General features: G+C 70.4%; 8 protein-coding genes. 2 read left to right on the top strand and 6 right to left on the bottom strand.

Annotated elements, in window-relative coordinates:
- Positions 1–79 precede the first annotated feature (79 nt).
- On the top strand, positions 80–2,008 hold the full coding sequence (locus tag ACFVMC_RS21660) for a hypothetical protein (protein WP_379212823.1): 1,929 nt from the start codon (positions 80–82) through the stop codon (positions 2,006–2,008).
- On the opposite strand, the gene ACFVMC_RS21655 is transcribed toward ACFVMC_RS21660, so the two are convergent.
- The 3 genes from ACFVMC_RS21655 to ACFVMC_RS21645 all read right to left on the bottom strand — a co-directional run bounded on the left by ACFVMC_RS21655 (position 1,922) and on the right by ACFVMC_RS21645 (position 4,361).
- Positions 1,922–2,764, bottom strand: coding sequence for an AMP-binding protein (locus ACFVMC_RS21655; protein WP_379212822.1), 843 nt, complete (start codon positions 2,762–2,764; stop codon positions 1,922–1,924). The genes ACFVMC_RS21660 and ACFVMC_RS21655 overlap by 87 nt on opposite strands.
- Before the next feature lie 114 nt (positions 2,765–2,878).
- Complete coding sequence (locus ACFVMC_RS21650; RefSeq protein WP_379212820.1) at positions 2,879–3,526, bottom strand: isochorismatase family protein; 648 nt, start codon at positions 3,524–3,526, stop codon at positions 2,879–2,881.
- A gap of 31 nt (positions 3,527–3,557) precedes the next feature.
- Positions 3,558–4,361, bottom strand: a complete 804-nt coding sequence (locus tag ACFVMC_RS21645; protein WP_379212818.1) for an SDR family oxidoreductase — start codon at positions 4,359–4,361, stop codon at positions 3,558–3,560.
- A gap of 154 nt (positions 4,362–4,515) precedes the next feature.
- On the opposite strand from ACFVMC_RS21645, the gene ACFVMC_RS21640 reads away from it, so the two are divergent.
- The gene (locus ACFVMC_RS21640; RefSeq protein WP_379213263.1) at positions 4,516–6,060 is read left to right on the top strand and encodes a (2,3-dihydroxybenzoyl)adenylate synthase; all 1,545 of its coding nucleotides are present in this window, start codon (positions 4,516–4,518) and stop codon (positions 6,058–6,060) included.
- Between the two features lie 78 nt (positions 6,061–6,138).
- On the opposite strand, the gene entS is transcribed toward ACFVMC_RS21640, so the two are convergent.
- From entS to ACFVMC_RS21625, 3 genes are all read right to left on the bottom strand, one after another.
- The gene (gene entS, locus ACFVMC_RS21635) at positions 6,139–7,398 is read right to left on the bottom strand and encodes an enterobactin transporter EntS (RefSeq protein WP_379212816.1); all 1,260 of its coding nucleotides are present in this window, start codon (positions 7,396–7,398) and stop codon (positions 6,139–6,141) included.
- Between the two features lie 68 nt (positions 7,399–7,466).
- Positions 7,467–8,462 (bottom strand): ABC transporter substrate-binding protein, encoded by a 996-nt coding sequence (locus tag ACFVMC_RS21630; protein ID WP_379212814.1) that lies wholly within the window; start codon positions 8,460–8,462, stop codon positions 7,467–7,469.
- Positions 8,463–8,499: 37 nt separating this feature from the next.
- Positions 8,500–20,328 (bottom strand): amino acid adenylation domain-containing protein, encoded by an 11,829-nt coding sequence (locus tag ACFVMC_RS21625; protein WP_379212812.1) that lies wholly within the window; start codon positions 20,326–20,328, stop codon positions 8,500–8,502.
- Between the last annotated feature and the right edge of the window lie 56 nt (positions 20,329–20,384).

Raw genomic sequence — 20,384 nt, 5'->3', positions numbered from 1 at the left:
GCCGCGCGGTGAATTCACCCGGTACGCCTATGATCGACCCTGTTCACCAGCGGCGGGCATAGCAAGGAGTAAACGGCCAGTGAGTGGTTCGCCCAGCGCTGCCGCGACAGTGCGGCTCCCCTCGCGCCCGGACGCGGGCCATTCCTGGCTGACGCTCCTGCCGTGGCTGAGTGCGCACCGCGCGGGCCCGTCGATCCTGGGTGAGAACGAGCTCATTCCGAATGCGTGGATGTCGACGGACGCCCTCGAGGTGGGTGTGCCGCCGGAATTCCTCGATGAGGTATGCCGCCGAATCGCCGCGATCTTCCTCACTCAGCACCGGGATATACCGTTGGCGACCGCATTTCCGTTTGCTTTCGCCGCCACCGATTTCGCCGATCTGGGTCTGGGCGCGAAAGTCCGGATCGCGCTCGGCACGCACGCCGATATGTCCGCGCTCGGCGCGCTCACCATGCGAGAGCTGGCGGCACTGCCCGGCATCGGCCCGGCGGCACGTGCCGAGATCGGGGCCGCGCTGGTGCGCTCGAGCATCCCGGTGCGCTCCACGGCCCCGGCGGTCGCCGAATTCGAGGATTTCCTCGCTGCGCGCGGCGCGCGCGACCGTTTTCTGCTCGCCGCCCGGGTGCTGGCCGCGAAACCGATGACGCTGAGCGCCTGCGGCGCCGAACTCGGCATTTCCCGGGAGCGGGTGAACCAGCTCGACGCCAGGTTGCGCGAACAGGTGCGCGCCATGTTCCGTGGTTCGCACGAGTTGCGCCGGGCCGCCGATGTTCTTGCCGCCGCGGCCCGGCCGATGGCGGCGCTGGCCCGGGTCTGCGCGGCCGAGCCGGATCTGGCCGCCCCGGTACCCGGGCTCGGGCTGTGCCTGTGGCAGGTGCTGATCCGGCTCGACGATCGGATCGACGTGGTCGACGACTGGATCCTCGACACCTCCCCGGAAGCGGCGCGCCAACGTGTGCACAAGATCCTGACGGTGGCCGCGACGCCGGAGGGCCTGGTCGAAACGGCCTCCGCGGCAGCCTCTTTCGAGGTCCCGGTGGACGAGGCCACCCGGATGCTGACCTACCTGGGCTACCGGGTCGTGCAGCGGCACGTGCTGATCCGGTCGGCCTCGGTGCACGATGCGATCGCGGCCGTGCTCGCCCTGGGCGGCGAGCCGATGACCGTGGCCGAGATCCAGGCGCAGGTGATTCCACGCCGGTCGGTGTCGAGTATCCGCAATGCCATGGTGGCCGACGACCGCTTCGGCAAGGCCGACCGCAGCCGCTGGGGCCTGATCCGGTGGGGCGCCCGGTACGAGCCGATCCACCGTCAGATCGGCCGCATCCTGGACGCCAACGGCGGGCGGATCGAGCTCGAGGAGCTGATCCGCCAGGTGACGCGCAGTTTCGATGTCCGCGAGGTCAGTGTCCGAACCTACGCCGCGACCGGCGAATACGTGACCACGGCCGGGGTGGTGACCCGGCGCGAACGCGGGTACACACCGCGCAAGTCGCCCACCAAGACGCGCGGCCTGTACCGCGAGGGCGAGGTCGTACGCTGGCGCACCACCATCGCCGCGGCCCATCTCAAGGGATCGGCATTCAATCTGCCCTCGGCACTGGCCGGAATGATCGGGGTCGGCCCGAATCATCCGGTGGAGTTGGCGAGCCGCCTGGGCCCGCAGGCCATCCTGTGGGTGTCGGTCCAGGCCCGCTGCGGGACCATCAAGCGGTTCATCGACGATCTCGGCCTGTCCGCCGGTGCGGAAGTGTTCCTCGAATTCGCGCCGGGCCCGTCCGGTCCACGGTTCGACGTGGTTCCCGTACGCGCGTCGGCCGGCGGCGATCCCCTGCGCCGGGCATTGGCCGCGACCGGGCATTCCGGGGCCGGGCGACTGCCCGCGGACCAACTGGGTGCCGCACTCGCCGAAGCGATCTGGTTACCCGCAGCGACGGATCCGGCCACTGTCGGCGAGGCCCTGCGTGCGCGCGGGGAAGCGCAGCTGGCGGACCTCGCCGTCGGCTGATCCCGCGGCGTCGGCCGCCCAGCGGCCGAACCGGGCCGCACCGAGTCGATCCGGCGGTGGCTCGTTCGCGGTACGGTCGGCACGTACCAGGACCGAGGCGGAACTCCACTGCCCGTCCAGACACAGGGTCGCGCCGGCCAGCAGGGTCGCCGTGGCGGCGGCGAACGCTTCGAACACACCGAGTTCCGGGCCGGGTGCGACGGTGTCGCCGGTGTCCAGACCCCACTGCCCGGCCAGGGCCGCGCCGCTGTCCGCCAGCACCGTGGTCTCGACCACCCGGCAGGCGGCGCCACCCGGCGCGCAGAAGACGAAGCCGGCCGGCTGCTCCGATCGCGGTCCGGCATCGGACAATTCGATCAGCGTGTAGTCACCCGCGACGCTGCGTGCCGCTCGATCGCCGGGACCGGCGATCTCCTCCACGATGTGGTCGTCGGCGCTGTGCCCGAGCACCCGCCGCGCGCCCGCGCTGCGTAGCGCCCGTTCGGTGTCGGCGGTGGGCTCCCGGATATCGAGCGGAATGACCACGGCGCCCAGGTAATTCACCGCGAGCACCGCGAGCAGCGCCTCGTAGCCGAAATGGATGTAGACCGCGACGCGATCGCCGACGCCGACTCCGGCCGCGCGTAGCTCCTCGGCGAACAGTTCCACCGCTTCGGCGAGCAGACCATAGGTGTGCAGGCAGTCGAGGGCGATAATCGCGGGCCGGTCGTGGGCGTCCGCTGTCCCCTCGGCCGCTCGCGCGATCCACGTCATCATCGGCACTGCTATGTCACCTCGCCGTTCTCCGATCCTTACCCTTCCGACCGGAAAGGTAAGGACACCCTAACCATACTTGATCGAGTTTGGTGGAAAGTGACCCGAGTCACGCGCTCAGGCCGCACGCACCTGACGCAGACTCGATTCCAGCTCGGCGGTGGTAGCCACCACGCCGCACCGGCGCGCCACATAGTTCAGCGCCATGAGGTGATCCTCCCGGGTGAAGTCCGCGGTCGCGTCGAGCGCGAAGAACGGCCGCACATCACTCATGAACGCTTCGGCCGCGCTGAGCATGCACCCCATGTGCGCGTAGACGCCGGTGACGATCAGCTGGTCGCGACCGTAATGGCCGAGCAGCTCGCGCAGATCGGTGCGCTGGAAGGCCGAGTACCGCCACTTGGTGACCTGGATGTCGGTGGGCGCGGGCGCCAGCTCCGGTACCACCTCGGCCTGCGGCCCGTTCTCCAGACCGGTGCCCCAGAAGTCGGCCAGGATGCCGCGCCGGGACGGGTGCTGATCTCCGGGCTGCATCGTGTAGATCACGGGAATGCCCGCCGCCGTGCAGAATTGGCGTAGTCGCCGCATATTGGCCAGCGCCGAGACCATCGGCTCCTGATCGGCGCGGTATGCGTCGATGAAGTAGCGCTGCATATCGTGGATCAGCAGCGCGGCGCGCGACGGGTCCAGCGACCAGGGCACCTGATTGTCCACCACCTCCTCGGGCGTGGGCAGCGAATACGGGGCGATCGGCGGAATGGCCAAAGCAGGATCCTCTCGGAAATGACAGCGGGAGTTACATGTCGAGGGTGGCGCCGCCGTCGACCCGCAGATCGTGCAGCGTGATGTGCCGGGCGGCGGGCGAGGCCAGGAAGTAGGCGGCCTCGGCCACGTCTTCGGGAAGACCGATCCGCCGCAGGGGAATTCCGGCGCGGTAGCGATCGGGGTCACCGGCGATGATGCGTTCACGGGCGAGCTCGGCCAGTGCCATGTCGTCGCCGTGCATGCCGCGCAGCATCGGCGTATCGGTCGAGCCGGGTGAGACGAGATTGACCCGGACCCCCAGCGCCGCGACCTCCAGGCCGAGCGATCGGGCGAACGCGGCCGCCGCCGCCTTGGACGCACCGTAGGCGGCCATGCCCGCCCGGGGCGTACTGGCGGCATTGGAGGTGACGACGACGATCGCGCCGCCGCCGTTCGCGGACATGGCCAGCGCGGCCTGGCGGGTGACGTTCATCGTCCCGGTCGCGTTCACGCTCAGGCATCGATCCCATTGCGCCGCCGTCAATTCCGCGGCATCGCCGGTTTCCAGTACGCCCGCGGCGTGCACCAGGACCGACACCGGGCCGAGCGCGCGGGCGGCGTCGGCGTAGGCCGCCGCGACCGCGTCCGCGTCGGCGACATCGACCCGAGCCGCATGCCCGACGAAATCGCCTTCGGCGGCCCGGATTTCGGTACGCACCCGAAAGACGGCGGGATCGGTGTCCCACAGCGACACCGGCGCCGAGCGCGCCGCGAAGAGTTCCGCGACCGCGCGCCCGATCCCTGCCGCCGCGCCGGTGACGACGACCGGACCACACGCTTCCCAGCTCTGCGACATAAGGTTAGCCTATACTGACTTTCTCGCGAATGACAATGTCAGATGGAAGGGTTCGATAGTGGACTCCGCACTCCCCGGCTGCACCCCCTGGCCGCCCGCCGACGCCGAGCTCTACCGCTCGCTGGGCTACTGGACCGGCGAAACCTTCAGCGGCATGCTCGCCGCGCGAGCCGCCGAACGCCCGGATGCCGTGGCCGTGATCGATACCGCGAACCGCTGGACCTACCGCGAATTGCACTCCCGGGCACAGGCATTGGCCACCGGATTCGCCGAGATCGGCATTCGCCCACGCGACCGGGTACTGGTTCAGCTACCCAATATCGCCGAATTCGTCGAGGTGATCTTCGGCCTGTTCCAGGCCGGGGCGCTGCCCGTGTTCGGCCTGCCCGCGCATCGACAGGCCGAACTGATCCCGATCGCGCAGGCCAGCGGCGCGGTGGCGGTGATCACCTGTCACCACCACCAGCTCTTCGATCACGCCGCACTGGCCACTGCCGTGCGGGCCGCCGCCGCGGATCTCGAGCACGTCATCGTCGTGCCCGACCGTGGCGCCCCCGCGCCCGAAGGCACGGTCTCGTTGGACGATTTACGCAGGGCCCCGGGCGAATTCCCGGCCGTCGACGCCTCCGAGGTCGCGTTCCTCCAGCTCTCCGGCGGCAGCACCGGGATTCCGAAGCTGATCCCCCGCACCCACGACGACTATCTCTACAGCGTGCGGCGCAGTGCCGAACTCTGCGAACTCGACTCCGGCAGCGTGTATCTCGCCGCGCTGCCGGTGGCGCACAACTTCCCGATGAGCTCGCCGGGCATTCTCGGGGCGCTGTGGGCCGGCGGAACCGTCGCGCTGGCCGCCGACCCGACGCCCAGCACCGCCTTCGCCGCGATCGAGCGATTCGGGGTGACCATCACCGGTCTGGTCCCGCCGCTGGCCCGGGTGTGGGCCGAGCGCGCCGAAGCCGGTACACCGCACGATCTTTCCAGTCTGCGGGTACTGCTGGTGGGCGGGGCGCGCTGCCCGGACGAGCTGGCTCGCCGGATCGGCCCCGCGCTCGGGGTCACGGTGCAGCAGGTATTCGGCATGGCCGAGGGGCTGGTCTGCTACACGCGCCTGGACGATCCCGAGGAGGTGATCCTAGGGACGCAGGGACGGCCGATGTCGGATCTCGATCAGGTCGCGGTGGTCGACGCCGACGACAACCCGGTGCCACCGGGCACCGACGGAATGCTGATCACCAAGGGGCCGTACACGATTCGCGGATACTACGACAATCCCGAGGCGAACGCCCGCTCCTTCACCGCCGACGGGTGGTATCGGACCGGAGACGTCGTCGCGTTGCGAGCCGATGGGAACCTGGTGGTCAAGGGCCGAGACGGCGACCGCGTCAATCGCGGCGGGGAGAAGGTGTCGGCCGAGGAGCTCGAAGAGCACCTGCTCGAGCATCCGGCCGTGCGCGACGTCGCGATCGTCTCGGTCCCCGATCCGGCGCTCGGCGAGCGCACCTGCGCGTTCGTGGTCGCCACGGATCCGCAAGCCGAGCCGACACTGGCCGAACTACGAAAGTTCGTGCGGGAGCGTGGCGTAGCGACGTGGAAATTGCCCGATCTGGTCCGAGTGGTCGACAGCTTCCCGGAAACCGGCGTCGGGAAGACCAGCCGCCGCGCACTGCGCGCGGCTCTTTCCGAACGCTCTACTCGCTGACAGTCCTCTGTCGTCCCGGCCCGCGGCCGGGACGACAGAGCGCACGCGGGCGGCGGCTCGTGCACGCCACCTCGGCAGTCACGTGGTGAGGAGTTCCGGTGCGGTGGCGGATCGGACAGCGGTCAGCGTGGCGAACAGGATCACGCTGACCACGGCGACGATGACGCCGTAGACCAGCAGCGCGGCATCCGGCGCGAAGTACTGGCCCAGCAGTCCCGCCGTCATCGAACCGAGCGCGGTGCCCGCCACCGCTTGGATCAGCCACAGGCTGGAGACACGGCCGCGTAGTTCGTCCGGTGTGCTGTGCTGGAGCACGGCGAACCGGAAGATGTCGTTGACGGCGCGGGCCAGGCCGTATCCGGCCATGCCGAGGAAGGCGACAACAACCGCGCCGACCGTCACCCGCCCCGCGCCACCCATGATCAGGAATCCGAGCGGCAGGGCGGCCATGGAAGCCAGCAGCGCGAATCCGCTGCGGCGCACGCCACCGGTCCACCCGCTGCTCAGGGTGCCCACCACGGCACCGACCGCGGGCGCGCCGTAGAGCAGGCCCAGGGTGGCCGGACCGGCGTGCAGTACCTGGTCGACGAACGCGGGCAGCAGCACCGTCGGCCCGCTGGCCAGCATGACCACCAGCCCGACGAGCAGCACACCTCGAACAGTGCGTTCCCCCATGGCGAATCGCAGCCCGGTGCGCAACGCCCGCCACGGCGTCTCCCGTGCCGTCTCCGGTGGTGCGGCGGGCCCCACCTCCTGGAAGAGCGTGACCGTCACCGCGGTCGCGGCGGCCGCGACGAAATAGGTGACCGCGACACCGCCCGCGGCGATGATCATCCCCGCCAGCGCGGGTGTGATCATGGTGCCCAGATCGGTGGTCAGTGTGACCAGCGCTCCCGCGGCCGCCATCTTGTCCCGCCCGACCAGAGCGGGAGTCAGTGCCATCAGCGCGGTGCTGCTCACCCCACCGGCCAGCCCGTCGACGACGCCGACGGCGTAGATCACCCAGACCGCCGGATCATCCAGCAGCGCATTACCGCCGAGCACCAGGAAGCCCAATCCCGCTGCGGTGCGCGAGAATTGGATGGTGCGCCGTCGGTCGAACCGGTCGGCGAGCACGCCACCGGCCAGGCTGCCCACGAACATGGCCGCCGCCAGTACCACGGAGACGGCGGCGACCTGGAGGTTCGACCGGGTGAGCTGATACATCTGGGCCGGGATCGCGACGATGAGCAATCCGATGCCGAGCAGCGAGATCAGCCGTGCGGCAAAGGCGTAGCGGAACGCGCGGCTGGATCGCAGCGGCGCGATGTCGATGACCAGCCCACCCAGCCGTCTCACGCTGTCTCCATTGCGCGTGATCGGGGCCCTACATGGTTACGCACGCTGCCTCCTCCGGGCCTGACCTCTCACGCGAACCGCTTCGCGATGACGTCGAGGGTCGCCATGACGCCGTCGTAGTCGGGGCGGTAGCTGGTAGCGGGCAGTTCGTAGAGCGTGTTGTTCTTGAACGACGGCAGGTTGGCATACACCTGGTCCTGCCTGAGCTGCTCGACCGAGCGGCCACCCACCGGCAGCACGAACACCTGCGGCGCGTCGGCGGCCTTGGACAGCAGTTCCGGACTGACCACGAAAGAGTCGCCGGAGCCGAACAGCTTCGGGTTGCCGGCCTTGGCCAGCACATCGTCGGCGGTGAAGCCGAGTTCGCCGAGCAGCGCGGGCAGCGCGGCGGCCGGCGGGATCAAGTACGGCTCGTTGCTGGGCAGCGACAGCAGCACGGCGAAATTGCCGGCCGGGACCTTGATCGCGGACTTCACCGCCGTGACCTTCGCCCGATAGGCGGTGATCATCGCCTCCACCCGATCACTGCGACCGGCGGCCTCGGCGACCTGACGCAACTGGTCCTGCCAGGCCGTCACGGTCTTGGGAACCAGAACCGTCGGGGCGATCACGGTCAGCTTGTCGTAGAGCTTCTCGGCCTGCACGGCCGTAATGCCCTGTCCGCCACCGATGATCAGATCCGGCGCGGCCGCGGCGACGGCTTCGATATTCAGTTCCTCACCGGCGGGCAGCTGTGTGGTGCCCTGCTCCTTGGCCTTCGCCGCCCACGACGGCGGGAAGCCGCCGTCGAAATTGGTGACGCCGAGCACCCGGGTGTCGGTCGCCGTCACCGGTGCGTCCAGCGCGAACAGATAGCCGGCCAGGCCGCCGCTGAGCACGACGATCCGCTTGGCCTGCGCGGGCACGGTGACCGGTCCGCGTTCGGTCTGCACGACCCGGGTCGCACCGTCCGCGGCCGCGGAATCGGTGCCGGATCCGCACCCGAGCAGCGCCGCCAGGGCGACGAGCAGCAGCGCCAGCAGCGCGGCGGTTCGCCGCACGGGCGGCGTGATCGATGAACTCATTTCTCTCCTAGTTGTGCTCGGCCGGGCGGCCGGGGGTTCAGGCTCGGGTGGACTCGAGGACCGCGGCGAGATCGGCGACCGTCGGAGCGGCCAGGACCGTGCCGACGGCGAGGGTGACGCCGAATTCGCGCTCCAACTCACCGACCAGGCGCATCACCCGCAGCGAGTCGCCGCCCAGATCGAAGAAGCTGTCCTCGACATCGGTGACCTCGGCGCCGCCGAGTACGCGGGCGAACACCGCGGACAGGGCGTGTTCGGCGGCGGTGCGCGGTCGGTTGCTCCCGGCGCGCTCGGGCGGTGCGGGCAGCGCGGCGCGATCGAGTTTTCCGTTGGGGGTCAGCGGGATCGACGCGATCACCACGATGTCGGAGGGCACCAGCTGGGCGGGCAGTCGCTTGCGCAGTTCCGGACGCAGGTCGGGCAGGGCCGCGCCCGGCTCGGGGACGACATAGCCGACGAGTCGCGCGGCCCCGGCCTGGTCGCGGCGCACGGTAGCCGCGGCCCGGCGCACGCCCTCGCAAGCGGTCAACGCCGCTTCGATCTCGCCCAGTTCGATTCGGACGCCGCGGATCTTGACCTGGTGGTCACCGCGACCGAGGTATTGCAACTGCCCATCGCGCCTGCGCCACACCAGGTCTCCGGTGCGGTACATGCGGGCGCCGTCGGCGGCGAACGGATCGGGCACGAACGCCGTGGCCGTCAGGCCCGGGCGGTCCAGATAGCCCTGCGCGACGCCGTCACCCGACATGTACAGCTCGCCCACCGCGCCCAGCGGCACCTCGCGCAATCCCGAATCCAGTACCCGCGCATGCGCGTTGCGGACGGGGCGGCCCAGGCACGGCGTCCGCGAGCCGCCTACGGGCGAGCCCATGGCGTTGATCGTGAACTCGGTCGGGCCGTACAGGTCGTAGCCGTCGACCCCCGGCTGTTCGCGCAGGCGGGTCCACAGATCGGCGGGCACCGCCTCACCCCCGAGGATCACCAGCGCCGGGATGTACTCGCCGTCGAGCAGCCCGCCCGCGATGAGTTCCCGCGCGTACGACGGGGTCACGTTGACGACATCGATGCCGACCGCGCGATAGTGACGCACCAGCGCCGTCGGCTCCAGCCGTGCCCGCTCGTCGATGACGTGCACCTCGTGCCCGGCGAGCAGCCAGAACAGCTCCTCCCAGGACATGTCGAAGGAGAACGACACCGTGTGCGCGATCCGCAGGCGACCACGGTTCGCGGATCGCTCGGTCGGCCGGAAGATCTCGTCGACGTGGTTGTGATACATCGCGGTCAGGCCCCGATGACCGACCACCACGCCCTTGGGCTTGCCCGTGGAACCCGAGGTGTAGATGACGTAGGCGGGCTGATCGGCGCTGATCGGGCCGGGCACCGCGACCGCAGGCGGCGGGCGGTGACCGTCCAGGACGGCGGCCACGGCGGGATCGTCCAGCAGGACCGCCCGGTGCGTGTCCGCCAACAGCGTGCTCGACTCGGCGATCGTCGAAATCACCGCCGCGGCAGCGCTGTCGGCGATCAGGTCACGCAGGCGGGCCGGCGGATGCGCGAGGTCCAACGGCAGGTAGGCCGCGCCGGTGCGCATGACCGCGAAGATCGCCACCACATGATCGGCCGTCCGCGGCAGGGCCAGCGCGACCGTGTCGCCGGCGCCGACGCCGGTGCCGGCGAGCAGCCGGGCCAGCCGGTCCACGCGGGTGTCGAGTTCACCGGCGGTGAGCGAGACCGCGCCGCACACCAGGGCCGTCGCATCCGGTGTCGCCCGGGCGCGTTCCCGCAGGAGGGCATCGACGCTGCCGCCCGGTTGGCCGGGCACCGGGACCTCGACCCGGGCGGGCGCGAACTCCAGCGGCGTGCTCGCCGCCGGGATCGCCGTATCTGCCACGCGCACAGCCTCTTTCGAGGCGATTAGCTCGAGAACGGCGACCAACCGGTCCAGCAGCGCGGCGGCGTCGTCGTCCGTGACGAGATCGGGGCGATGCTCGCAGGTGATCCTCAGCGGCGCGCTCGGCGAACCCGGTTCGATATCGAGAGTGATCGCGTAGTGCGTGCCGTCGATCGCGTCGAAGCCGGTGATTCCGTTGCGCTGGAACATCTCCGACTGGGCGGCCTGGTCGCGGGGGACATTGCGGAAGACCGTCAGGGTGTCGAACAGGGCGGGGACACCCGCCGCGCGCTGGATCCGGCCGAGCCCGAGCTGATGATGCTCGGTGAGCCGGCCCTGCTCGCGGAAGACGCGGCGCGCCAGGTCGGACACCAGCTCACCCGGGCCGGTCCGGACCCGCACCGGGACAGTGTTCAGTGCCAGGCCCACGATGCGGTCGGCGTCGGGGACCTCCGGGGATCGACCGGAGACCGTGGTGCCGAACACCACGTCATCGGAGCCGGTGCTGGTCCGCAGCGCCAGCCCCCAAGCGGTGGACAGCACCGTCGACAGGGTGACCCGGGCAGCGCGGGCGAAGGCATGCAGGTCCCGCGTCGTGGACTCCGACAGGGCGGTCCGGGTGAAGATCGGCAGCGCCGCCTGCTCGGCCGGCTGCCGCGTGGCGAGCAGCGTCGGCTGCGCCAGCTCGCTCAGATAGGCCGACCACGCGGCTTCGGCCGCGTCACTGTCGGTTTCGGCGAGCCAGCGCAGATGATCGCGGAAGTCGGCCGGTGCGGGCAGGACAGCGTCCAACTCACCACCCGCGCGGGCGTGTTCGTACAGCGTGAACAGTTCGCGATACATCAGGGTCTGCGACCAGCCGTCGGTGAGCAGGTGATGCTGGGTGCACACCAGGTGCGCGCCACCGCCCGGCAGCCACGCCAGCGTCATCCGGATCAACGGTGGTGCGAGATAGTCGAACGGGATCGCGAACTCCGCGGCCGCCAGCTCCCGCAGCGCCGACTCGATATCGGTTTCCGCGGTGAGATCCACCTCCCGCAGCGGCACGCGCGCCACCGCCGGAATGAACTGGATCGGATGCGCGAAGCCGCCGTGGGTGAACCCCGCTCGCAGATTCGGGTACCGGCGCAGCAGCGCGTCAGCGGCCGCCCGCAGAGCCGCGACATCGACCGAAGCCGTTGCGGCGAAGGTGAATCGGGGCTGCATGTGGTAGGCGTCGCTGCCTACGGCGCTGTCCAGCACCGACTGGAAGTACATGCCCTCCTGCAATGGGGACACCGGTAGCGCCTCGACCCAGGTCGGGCAGAGGGCGCTCAAGCGGGCTCGGGCTGCGGGGTCCAGGGTGAGCAGCGGACGCACCGTCGTGATCTCACCGCTGTTCGCGAGCGGGACGATGTCGGTGCTCCGATTGCGCAGGGCAGCTCCCGGAAGGGTCCGCGAACCCGTCGACGGTTGTGTCGGATCCGGAAGCGCCTTCCGGTCGAGTTTGCCGTTCAACGTCAGCGGGAGCTTCGCAACGGTCGTGATCGATTGCGGGACCATGTATTCCGGCACGGTGGTCACCAGGTGCGCACGCGCCGCTGCCGGATCGAGCGGAGATCCGTCCACTGTGACGACATAGCCGAACAGGCGGCCGGTCCCTGCGGAGTCGGCGCGGACACACGCCGCGGCCGCGCGCACGCCGGGGACCCGGCGCAGCGCGGTCTCGACCTCGCCGAGCTCGATCCGGAATCCGCGCACCTTCACCTGGTCGTCGGCGCGCCCCAGGAAACGCAGGCCGCTCTCGGTGCGGCGCACCAGATCTCCGGTGCGGTAAAGGCGCTGGCCCGGGTGATCGGGGTCGGCGACGAACCGCTCGGCGGTCAGCGCGGGCCGATTCAGATAGCCCCGGACCACCTGTGCGCCACCGAGATACAGTTCGCCCTCGGCCGCCGGCCGGAGCCGGGCATCGAGAACCCGCGTGTGCACGTCGGTCCACGGCGCGCCGATCGTCACCGGATCATCCTGCGCCAGTTCCGCGCACGTCGCCCACACGGTTACTTCCGTGGGGCCGTATACATTTCGCACCGCGCCGCAGCGGGCGACCATATCCGCGGCAAGATCCGCAGGCAGCGCCTCACCACCCACCAGTGCCCGCACGGCCCCGAGCCGGGCCGCGTCCTCGTGCTCGACGAGCACCCGCCACAGCGAGGGCGTCGCCTGCATCGCCGTAGCGCCGCTCTCGGCGATCAAGGCGTACAACGCATCCGGGTCCAGCACCGTCGGCCGATCGGCGACCACCACGGTAGCCCCGGCCGTCAACGGCACCAGCAGTTCCAGCACCGCGATATCGAACGACACCGTCGTCACCGCGACGAACCGATCCCCCGGCCGCACCCACCTGTCCGCCACCACCGTGTCCGCGAACGCCGCCAGGTTCGCGGTGCTGATCAGCACCCCCTTGGGGTTACCGGTCGACCCGGAAGTATGAATGACATACGCGAGATGCGCTCCCGCCACGGCAGGCTCCGGCAGTACGACCGTCGAATCGTCCTGCACCGCGTCGATCAGCACCACGCGGACGTCGTCCGCACTGCCGCCCGCCGCACCAGAAGCGCCCGTCTGCGCACTGCCCCTCACATCAGCACTACCGACTGCGGCGGCGCTGCCGTTGGCCTCAGCACTGCTGACTGCCTCGACACAGTCGCCCGCTTCAGCACCGCTGATCGCAGCAGCACCACCGACTGTCTCGGCACTGCCATTCGCCTCAGCACCGCCGGTCGTCCTGGTACTGCCCCCGGCCCCGGTGGGTAGCCGGTCGGCGACCGCCGTGTCGGTCAGCACGCAGACCGGCTGTGCGTCGGCCAGCATGTACTCGAGGCGCTGGGCCGGGTAGTCGACGTCCAGCGGCAGGTATGCCGCACCCACCCGCAGGACGGCGAGCAGGCCCACCACGAGATCGGCCGACCGTGGGAGTGCCACGGCGACAACCTGTTCCGGACCGGCGCCGGCGGCATACAACCGCCGGGCCAACTCGTCCACCCTGGCTCCGAGTTCTCGATAGGTGAACTCTGCTCCCCCGCTGACGACGGCCACTGTATCGGGCGTACGCCGCACCTGCTCCGCGAACTCGACCGCGACCCCAGCCGGTCTTGCACCGCGCCGGGCAGGATCCGTATGGCCGACCGCTTCGCCGTCGGCAACCGATCCACCGGGATGCGGCGAGTTGTCGATCGGAAGTGGTGCCCCGGTCGTCGAGCGCGCTGCTCGGGCGACGCGACCGGACTGCGCGGCAACGGCATACGAGGTGTTCAGCGTGCTGGTACCACCCGTCGGTCCGGCCCGCCTCTGGTCAGGATCCAGCGGATCGACTGCGGGCGAAACGGTTTCGCTCGTGCGTGACCAGCGGGCCGGGTCGATCGTGGCGCGTCGGGCGAGGGTTCGGGGAGTCGAGGCGTCGAAGATGTCCGCGACGATGATTCGGATGCCGAGTTTGCGGAGGGCGCCGACCAGGCGCATGGCGGTCAGGGAGTGACCGCCCAGCTGGAAGAAGTCGTCGTCGGCGGCGATCGCCGGGAGTTCGAGTACCCGGGCAGCGCAGGACCGCACGGCGTCGATCAGCGCGGATTCCGGGTACCGGGAGGCGGTTTCGACCGCCGCGGTGACCGCTACCGGCCCGGTGACCGCCAGCGCTTCGGTGACGGCCACCGCCTCGGTGGTCGCTACCGCCTCGGAAACGGGGCTGCCGGATTGTGGGTTCCGGGAGGTGATTTCACCTCGGCCGAGGCTGCTCGCACCCGGCTCGACAACGGCGACAGCCGCTTTCCGGGGTGCACCCGTCGGGGTATCGGCGCGAGCGTCGATGTGGCCGAGCACTACCGGGTCCGGCGCGCTGTTCAGCAGGTCGGCGGCCGGCTGGTCCGGATTCTCGACCAGCGCCGTGAGTAGTTCGACCAGCCGAGGGGCGATCCGGTTCACCAATTCGGCCGGGGCGGCCGTGGTGTCGTGATCCAGGATCAGATCCAGACCGGTGCTCGGCGGGGCCAGGAGGGTGATCGGGTAGTGGGTCACACCGCGGTTGGTGAATCCGGTGACGCGAAGTTCGTGCGACTCCGGTTGTCCGGGCCCGGAATTCGGGAAGTTCTCGAACAGGACCAGGGTGTCGAACAGGGTACCGAGGCCCGCGACTCGCTCTACCTCGGCCAAACCGGTGTGCTCGACCTCCTGGATCGCGAACTGGGCGTCCTGGAGGCCGATGAATTGGTCGAGCAGCGGGCGGTCGGGATCGACGGTGAATCGCACCGGGATGGTGTTGCTGAACAAGCCGACCATGGTTTCGACGCCGGGCAGGTCGGCGGGACGTCCCGACACGGTCGCGCCGAACACCACGTCGGCGCGGCCGGTCAGTTCGGACAGCAGCGCCGCCCAGGCGCCCTGCACCAGCGTGTTCAGGGTCAGTGCGCGCGCCCGGCCGAGCGCGCTCAGGGCCGCGGCGGTGTCCTCCGGCAGCGGAATCCGCACGGCGGCACGGGCGCCGCGCGCGCCGGGTGCGCCCACCAGTGTCGCGGCGGCCAGGCCGCCCAGGCGCTCACCCCACACCCGTTGCGCTACCGCACGATCTCGGCTGCCGATCCACCGCAGGTAGTCACGGTAGTGCGCGGGCGAAGGCAACGCGCCGGTCTCGTGATACCGCGACAGCAGTTCCCGGACCATGATCGGCGTGGACCAGCCGTCGGTGAGCAGGTGATGGGCATTGAGCACGAGTCGATGAGCGTCGCCGGGCAACCGAATCAGCAAGGCCCGCAACAACGGTGCGGTGCGCACCTCGAACAGCTGTGCCGCCGCTTCGTCTTCCAGCCGATCCGCGGAACGGAGGGCGGCCCGAGCGGGCAGCGCGGACAGATCGACCTGTCGCCACGGCACCCGCACCGTGCGCGGGATCACCTGAACGGGACGCTCGAACTCCTCGTAATGGAAGGCCGCGCCCAGATTCGGATGCCGGGCCAGCACCTGGTCGAAGGCGCGCATGAGTCGCTCGGCATCGAGTGGACCGGCGAGATCGAAACGCGCTGTCAGCGTGTAGACGTCGTCCGCGCCATCACGCACCGCGTGGAACAGCAGACCTTCCTGGAGCGGCGAGAGCGGCAGCAGGTCGGCCAGCGGGCCGTGCACCGCTTCCAGTTCGTCGATGCCGTCCTGATCGACCGCGAGCTCCGCGCAGTCCGACGGCGTCAAACCGCCCGGTGCCAGCACCGCGTGCGCGGCCAGCGCCTCCAGTGCCAGCTCCCAATGCTCTTGCAGTGCCGCCACCTCCGAGGCAGCCAGCACGGCGCTCGCGGCGGTCCATTCGACCGCCAGCCGTTCGGGGCCCGCCCCGTGCACGAAGACGTTGAGCGCCAGCACTTCCGAGAGTGCTTTCGCGGGCGGCTCGTACACCGCGAACGGATCCTGTTCGGGCAGCCGCCACCCACGTGCGGGTAGCGCGGGGAACCGCCCGAGATAGTTCAAAAGTAGTTCCGGCGGCGCGTATTCGGCGAGCACCGGCGCGGTCTCGGGATCCAGGTACCGCAGCACCCCGTACCCGACGCCACCATCGGGCACCGCACGCTTGGCTTCCTTCACCGCACGTACCAGCCGACCGGCCGCGGCGCCACCGTCGAGCGCGTCGGCCAGCGCGGCATCATCGGCAATCGCCTCGGTCGGCACTCGCACTGGGTATTCACTGGTGAACCAGCCCACGGTGCGGGCGAAATCGGTGTCTGCGGTGAGCGCGTCACGCCCGTGGCCCTCCACCGCGACGAGTTGTCCCGACATCATCTGTTCCCCGCGCGCCTGCCGCCACGATCGCAGCGCCAGCATCAACCCGGCCAGCAGCACCTCGTCGACCCGAGCGCGGTACGCGGCGGGCAGGGTGATCAGCAGCGCGTCCGTCAGCTCCGGCGACGCGAGAGTACGTGTCCGAACCGCTGTTTCGACCGTATCGCGAGTCGGGCACAAGGATCGCGCTCCCAGCGAGCCGCCGCCCGTCAGCACGTCCTGCCAGTAGCTCATCTCCGGCCGGCGGACTCCGGCCGCTGCTTGCTCGGCGAGCAAACCCGCATGCCGCCGCCAGGAACTCCCGGCCGGAATCGCCTTGGGCGCGCGCCGCTCCCGGGCCGCCACACATGCCGCGTGCAGGTCCGGCACCAGAATCCGCCAGGACACGCCGTCCACCACGAGGTGGTGCGCCACGACGATCACCCGATCGGCACCGCGCAGCAGCACCACCCGCAGCAGCACCCCGCCGTGCGGATCGAGCTCGGTGGCCGCCTGCTCCGCCACCTGCCGCACTGCGGCATCCACGGACGCCGCGTCCCCGGTTGCCGCCGCGGTGCCTGACCGCTGGTCCACCGGCGCGACAATGCCGGTGACCGAGCCGGAAGCTACGGTGTCCGAAGCCTGCTCCGCCAGCGCGGCGCGCCCGTCCACGGCCGAATCCAGTGCGCGCGCCGAGTGACCATCCAGGTGCCGCTCACTGACGATGTCCCCGGCGACTACCGCACCCACATCACGGATGATCAGATCCGCTGTGCCGTCCGCGGCGCGGCGCAGGAGCAGGCGCAGGGCGTCGTGGCGGTCCAGCAGGGTTTGCAGACCGGTGGTGAGATCCGCCATGGTCAACGGCTCGTCGACCTGAATGGCGGTCCACTGGGCGTAGGCCGCGGTGGCGGCCGGGTCCGGGTTGCGGTCCAGCAGGGCGCGGACGATCGGCGGGATCGCGACCGTGCCGGTGGCGACATCGGGGGTGCGTGGGGCCTCGCCGGCCTCGACCGCGACCGCCTGGACGGCGAGTGCGGCCAGATCCCGTTGGGCGAGCAGCTCTTTCGGCTGGAGGATCAGACCGTGGGCACGAAGGCGGCTGCTGACGCTGATGGCGGTGATGCTGTCGCCGCCCAGGCCGAAGAAGTCGTCGTCGATGCCGACGCGGGGGCGGCCGAGGACCTCCGCGACCACCTCGCACAGCACGCGCTCCCGGTCGGTGCGCGCCGCCCGGCCGTGCGAATCCAGCTGTGGTGCGGGTAGTGCGGCGCGGTCGAGCTTGCCGTTCACCGTCACGGGCAGCTCGTCGAGCAGTACCAGCGCCGCGGGCACCAGGTGATCGGGCACCTCGGCGGCCAGGGAACGGCGCAGTTCGTCGGCGGCGGGCAGTGTAATCCCCTTCGCGGCAACGATATAGCCGATCAGCTGGGCCGGAGCGGTGGTGGTGAGCACCGCGGCGGCGGCCGTGACACCCGGCAGCGCGCCGAGCACCGCCTCCACCTCGCTCAATTCGACGCGATGGCCACGAATCTTGACCTGCTTGTCGCCCCGGCCCAGGAACTCGTAGCCCAGCCCGGGCACCCAGCGAGCCCGATCGCCGGTGCGGTACATGCGCTCACCGGGCGCACCGAACGGATCGGCGACGAATCGGTCCGCGGTGGCGACCGGGCGGCCCAGGTATCCGCGCGCCAATTGCGGTCCGGCCAAATACAACTCACCGCGCTCGCCGTGGGCGACCGGCCGCAGCGCGCTGTCGAGCAAGTAGGCTCGGGTGCCCGCGAGCGGATAGCCGATGCGCGGCGCGACACCGTCGATCACGGACCCGATCGCATCGACGGTGGCCTCGGTCGGCCCGTACAGGTTGTGCGCCGCGATGCCGGTCGCACGAATGGTGTCCCACAGGGCGGGCGGCGCGGCCTCGCCACCGATCACCAGCAACCGCGGGCGCGCCACACTCAGCATGCCGTTGTCGACCAGCGCGGCCGCCATGGACGGCGTGGTATCGATGACATCGATGGCGTCGCGCGCGAAAGTCGCCACCAAAGCCGCTGCGTCGCGCTGCAATTCGGCGTCGTAGACGTGCACGCGATGCCCGGCCAGCAGCCACAGCAGCTGATCCAGGGACGCGTCGAAGGCGAACGAGGCGGTGTGCGCGGTGTGCAACTGCCGGTCTCCGGCGTGTGCCGCGGCGTCGGCGTAGATCGTGGCTCGATGATGGTGCAGCAGGTGCGCGAGTCCACCCGCGCGCACCAGCACACCTTTGGGCGCACCGGTGGAACCGGAGGTGTAGATGACATAGGCCAGGTGCTCGTCATGCCGTGCGGCCGCGAGTTCCTCCTCGGCCAGCGGCCCGCCCGACCGGTCCGCGAGTTCGGCCAGGAACGAATCCGCGTCCAGCCGAAGCGGTTCGGGCAATCCGTCGCCCGCGAGCTCGGCGGCGAGCGCGGCATCGCCGAGTACCAGCCGCGGGCGGGCGTCCTCGATGACAGCTCGCAGCCGCCGCACCGGATGCTCCGGATCCAGCGCCACGTAGGCCGCGCCGGCATCGAGCACCGCGAGCAGCGCCACCACCAGATCCACGGTGCGCGGCAGCGCGAGGGCTACCAGGTCGTCGGGCCCGATGCCGCGGGCACGCAGCGAGCGCGCCAAACGGTGCACCCGGCTCCCCAGTTCGGCGGCGGTGAGCCGTGCCGCACCGCTGACCAGCACCACCGACTCCGGTGACCGCTCGACCAGCCGATTCAGCGCATCGGGCACATTCCGCGGTGCGCCCGGAAGCGCGGGCGCGGCCCGTTCGAGCAGGATCCGCTCGCCCGCTCCGCCTTCGGACATCTCGACCCGGCCGATGGCCGTTTCCCCGGTCTCGCTGAGCCCCTGGATGATTCGTACCAGCCCGGCCATCCGCCGCCGCACGGTCTCCCGATCGTTGGTGCGCGCGTCGACCTCGAATCCGAGTTGCACCGCACCGTCCGCGATCGGAGTCACGGTGAGCCCCAGGTCTTCCGGCGGCCCGCCCGCCACATTCCGCAGCACACCCACCGCGCCCGCGAAGTCCAGCGCGAAGTCGAATGCCTTGAGATTGATGCCGATTCCGTGCAGCAGCGCCCCGGTGCCGGCGGCACCCAGATCGCGGGCCAGGTTCTCGCCGCGATACCGCTGGTGCGCGCGCATGGCGCGCATGGCGGCGGCGACCCGTTCGGTCAGCGTGGCCAGCGTGTCGTGACCGCGCACGGTCACCCGCAGCGGGAGCACATTGACGGCCATCGCCGGTGTGGTCAGCGCGGTGCGCCCGACCCGGGCCATCAACGGCATGGCGATCACCACATCGGATTCGCCGAGCAGCCGATGCACGAATCCCACGTACCCGGCGATGAGCACTTCGGCCCAGGTGGTGCCGGTGGCCGTGGCGACCGCGCGCACCCGATCCAGGTCGGCGGCGGACAGGACCGCACGCGCCTGGATGGTGCGCTCGGCCGGTCCGTCGGCCCGCTCGCCGCGACCGTCCAGGGCGGGTAGTGGCGTGAGCAGATCCCGCCAGTAGGCGCGGTCCTGCTCGAACCGCTCGCCCGCGCGATACTGCTCGTCCTCGGCGATCAGGGTCTCGATGGAACCGAATCCGACTGCCGGGACCTCGGTTTCGCGCATCAGCGCGGTGTAGTGGGCCGCCACGCGACGCGAGAGCATGGCCGCGCTGTAACCGTCCACGATGAGGTGGTGGTAGAGCTGCACGCACCACACCTCCCGGTCGGTGAGCCGGATCAGCTGGTAGGTGTAGAGCTGGCGCTCGACCATGTGGCGGCAGTACTCCGAGGCCCGGGCGCGTTCGGCATCGACCAGGGCGTGCGCCACGGTGACCGGGTCGGCCTCGGTGCGCAGGTCGGCGAGGGGGCGCAGCTCGGGAGTCGCGTCGCTCACGAATTGCCGTGGTCCGTCCGGTGTTTCGATCATCCGCAGGCGCATGGTCTCGGCTTCGCCGATGGTCCGCCCGATCGCGGCGCCGAGCCGGTCGATGTCGATCGGTTCCGCGCCGGAGATCTCGAGTACCTCGCCGACCAGGTAGCTGCGCGATTCCGGGTCCAGGCGCTGGGCGTTCCAGATCCCGAGCTGGGCACCGGTCAGCGAAAGCAGCCGCACGCCACCGGTTTCGGAATCCACACCTGGCAGCGCACCCACACCGAACTCCTCATCCTTCGACACCCGATCACCGTAGATAGGCAACCCTAACTAAATTGAGCCTAAACTATTGCGAGCGG

Source organism: Nocardia sp. NPDC127579, from assembly GCF_042672005.1.
Lineage (GTDB): Bacteria > Actinomycetota > Actinomycetes > Mycobacteriales > Mycobacteriaceae > Nocardia.
Note: the sequence above shows the minus strand (reverse complement) of the source record. Positions and strands in the feature narration are given on the sequence as shown.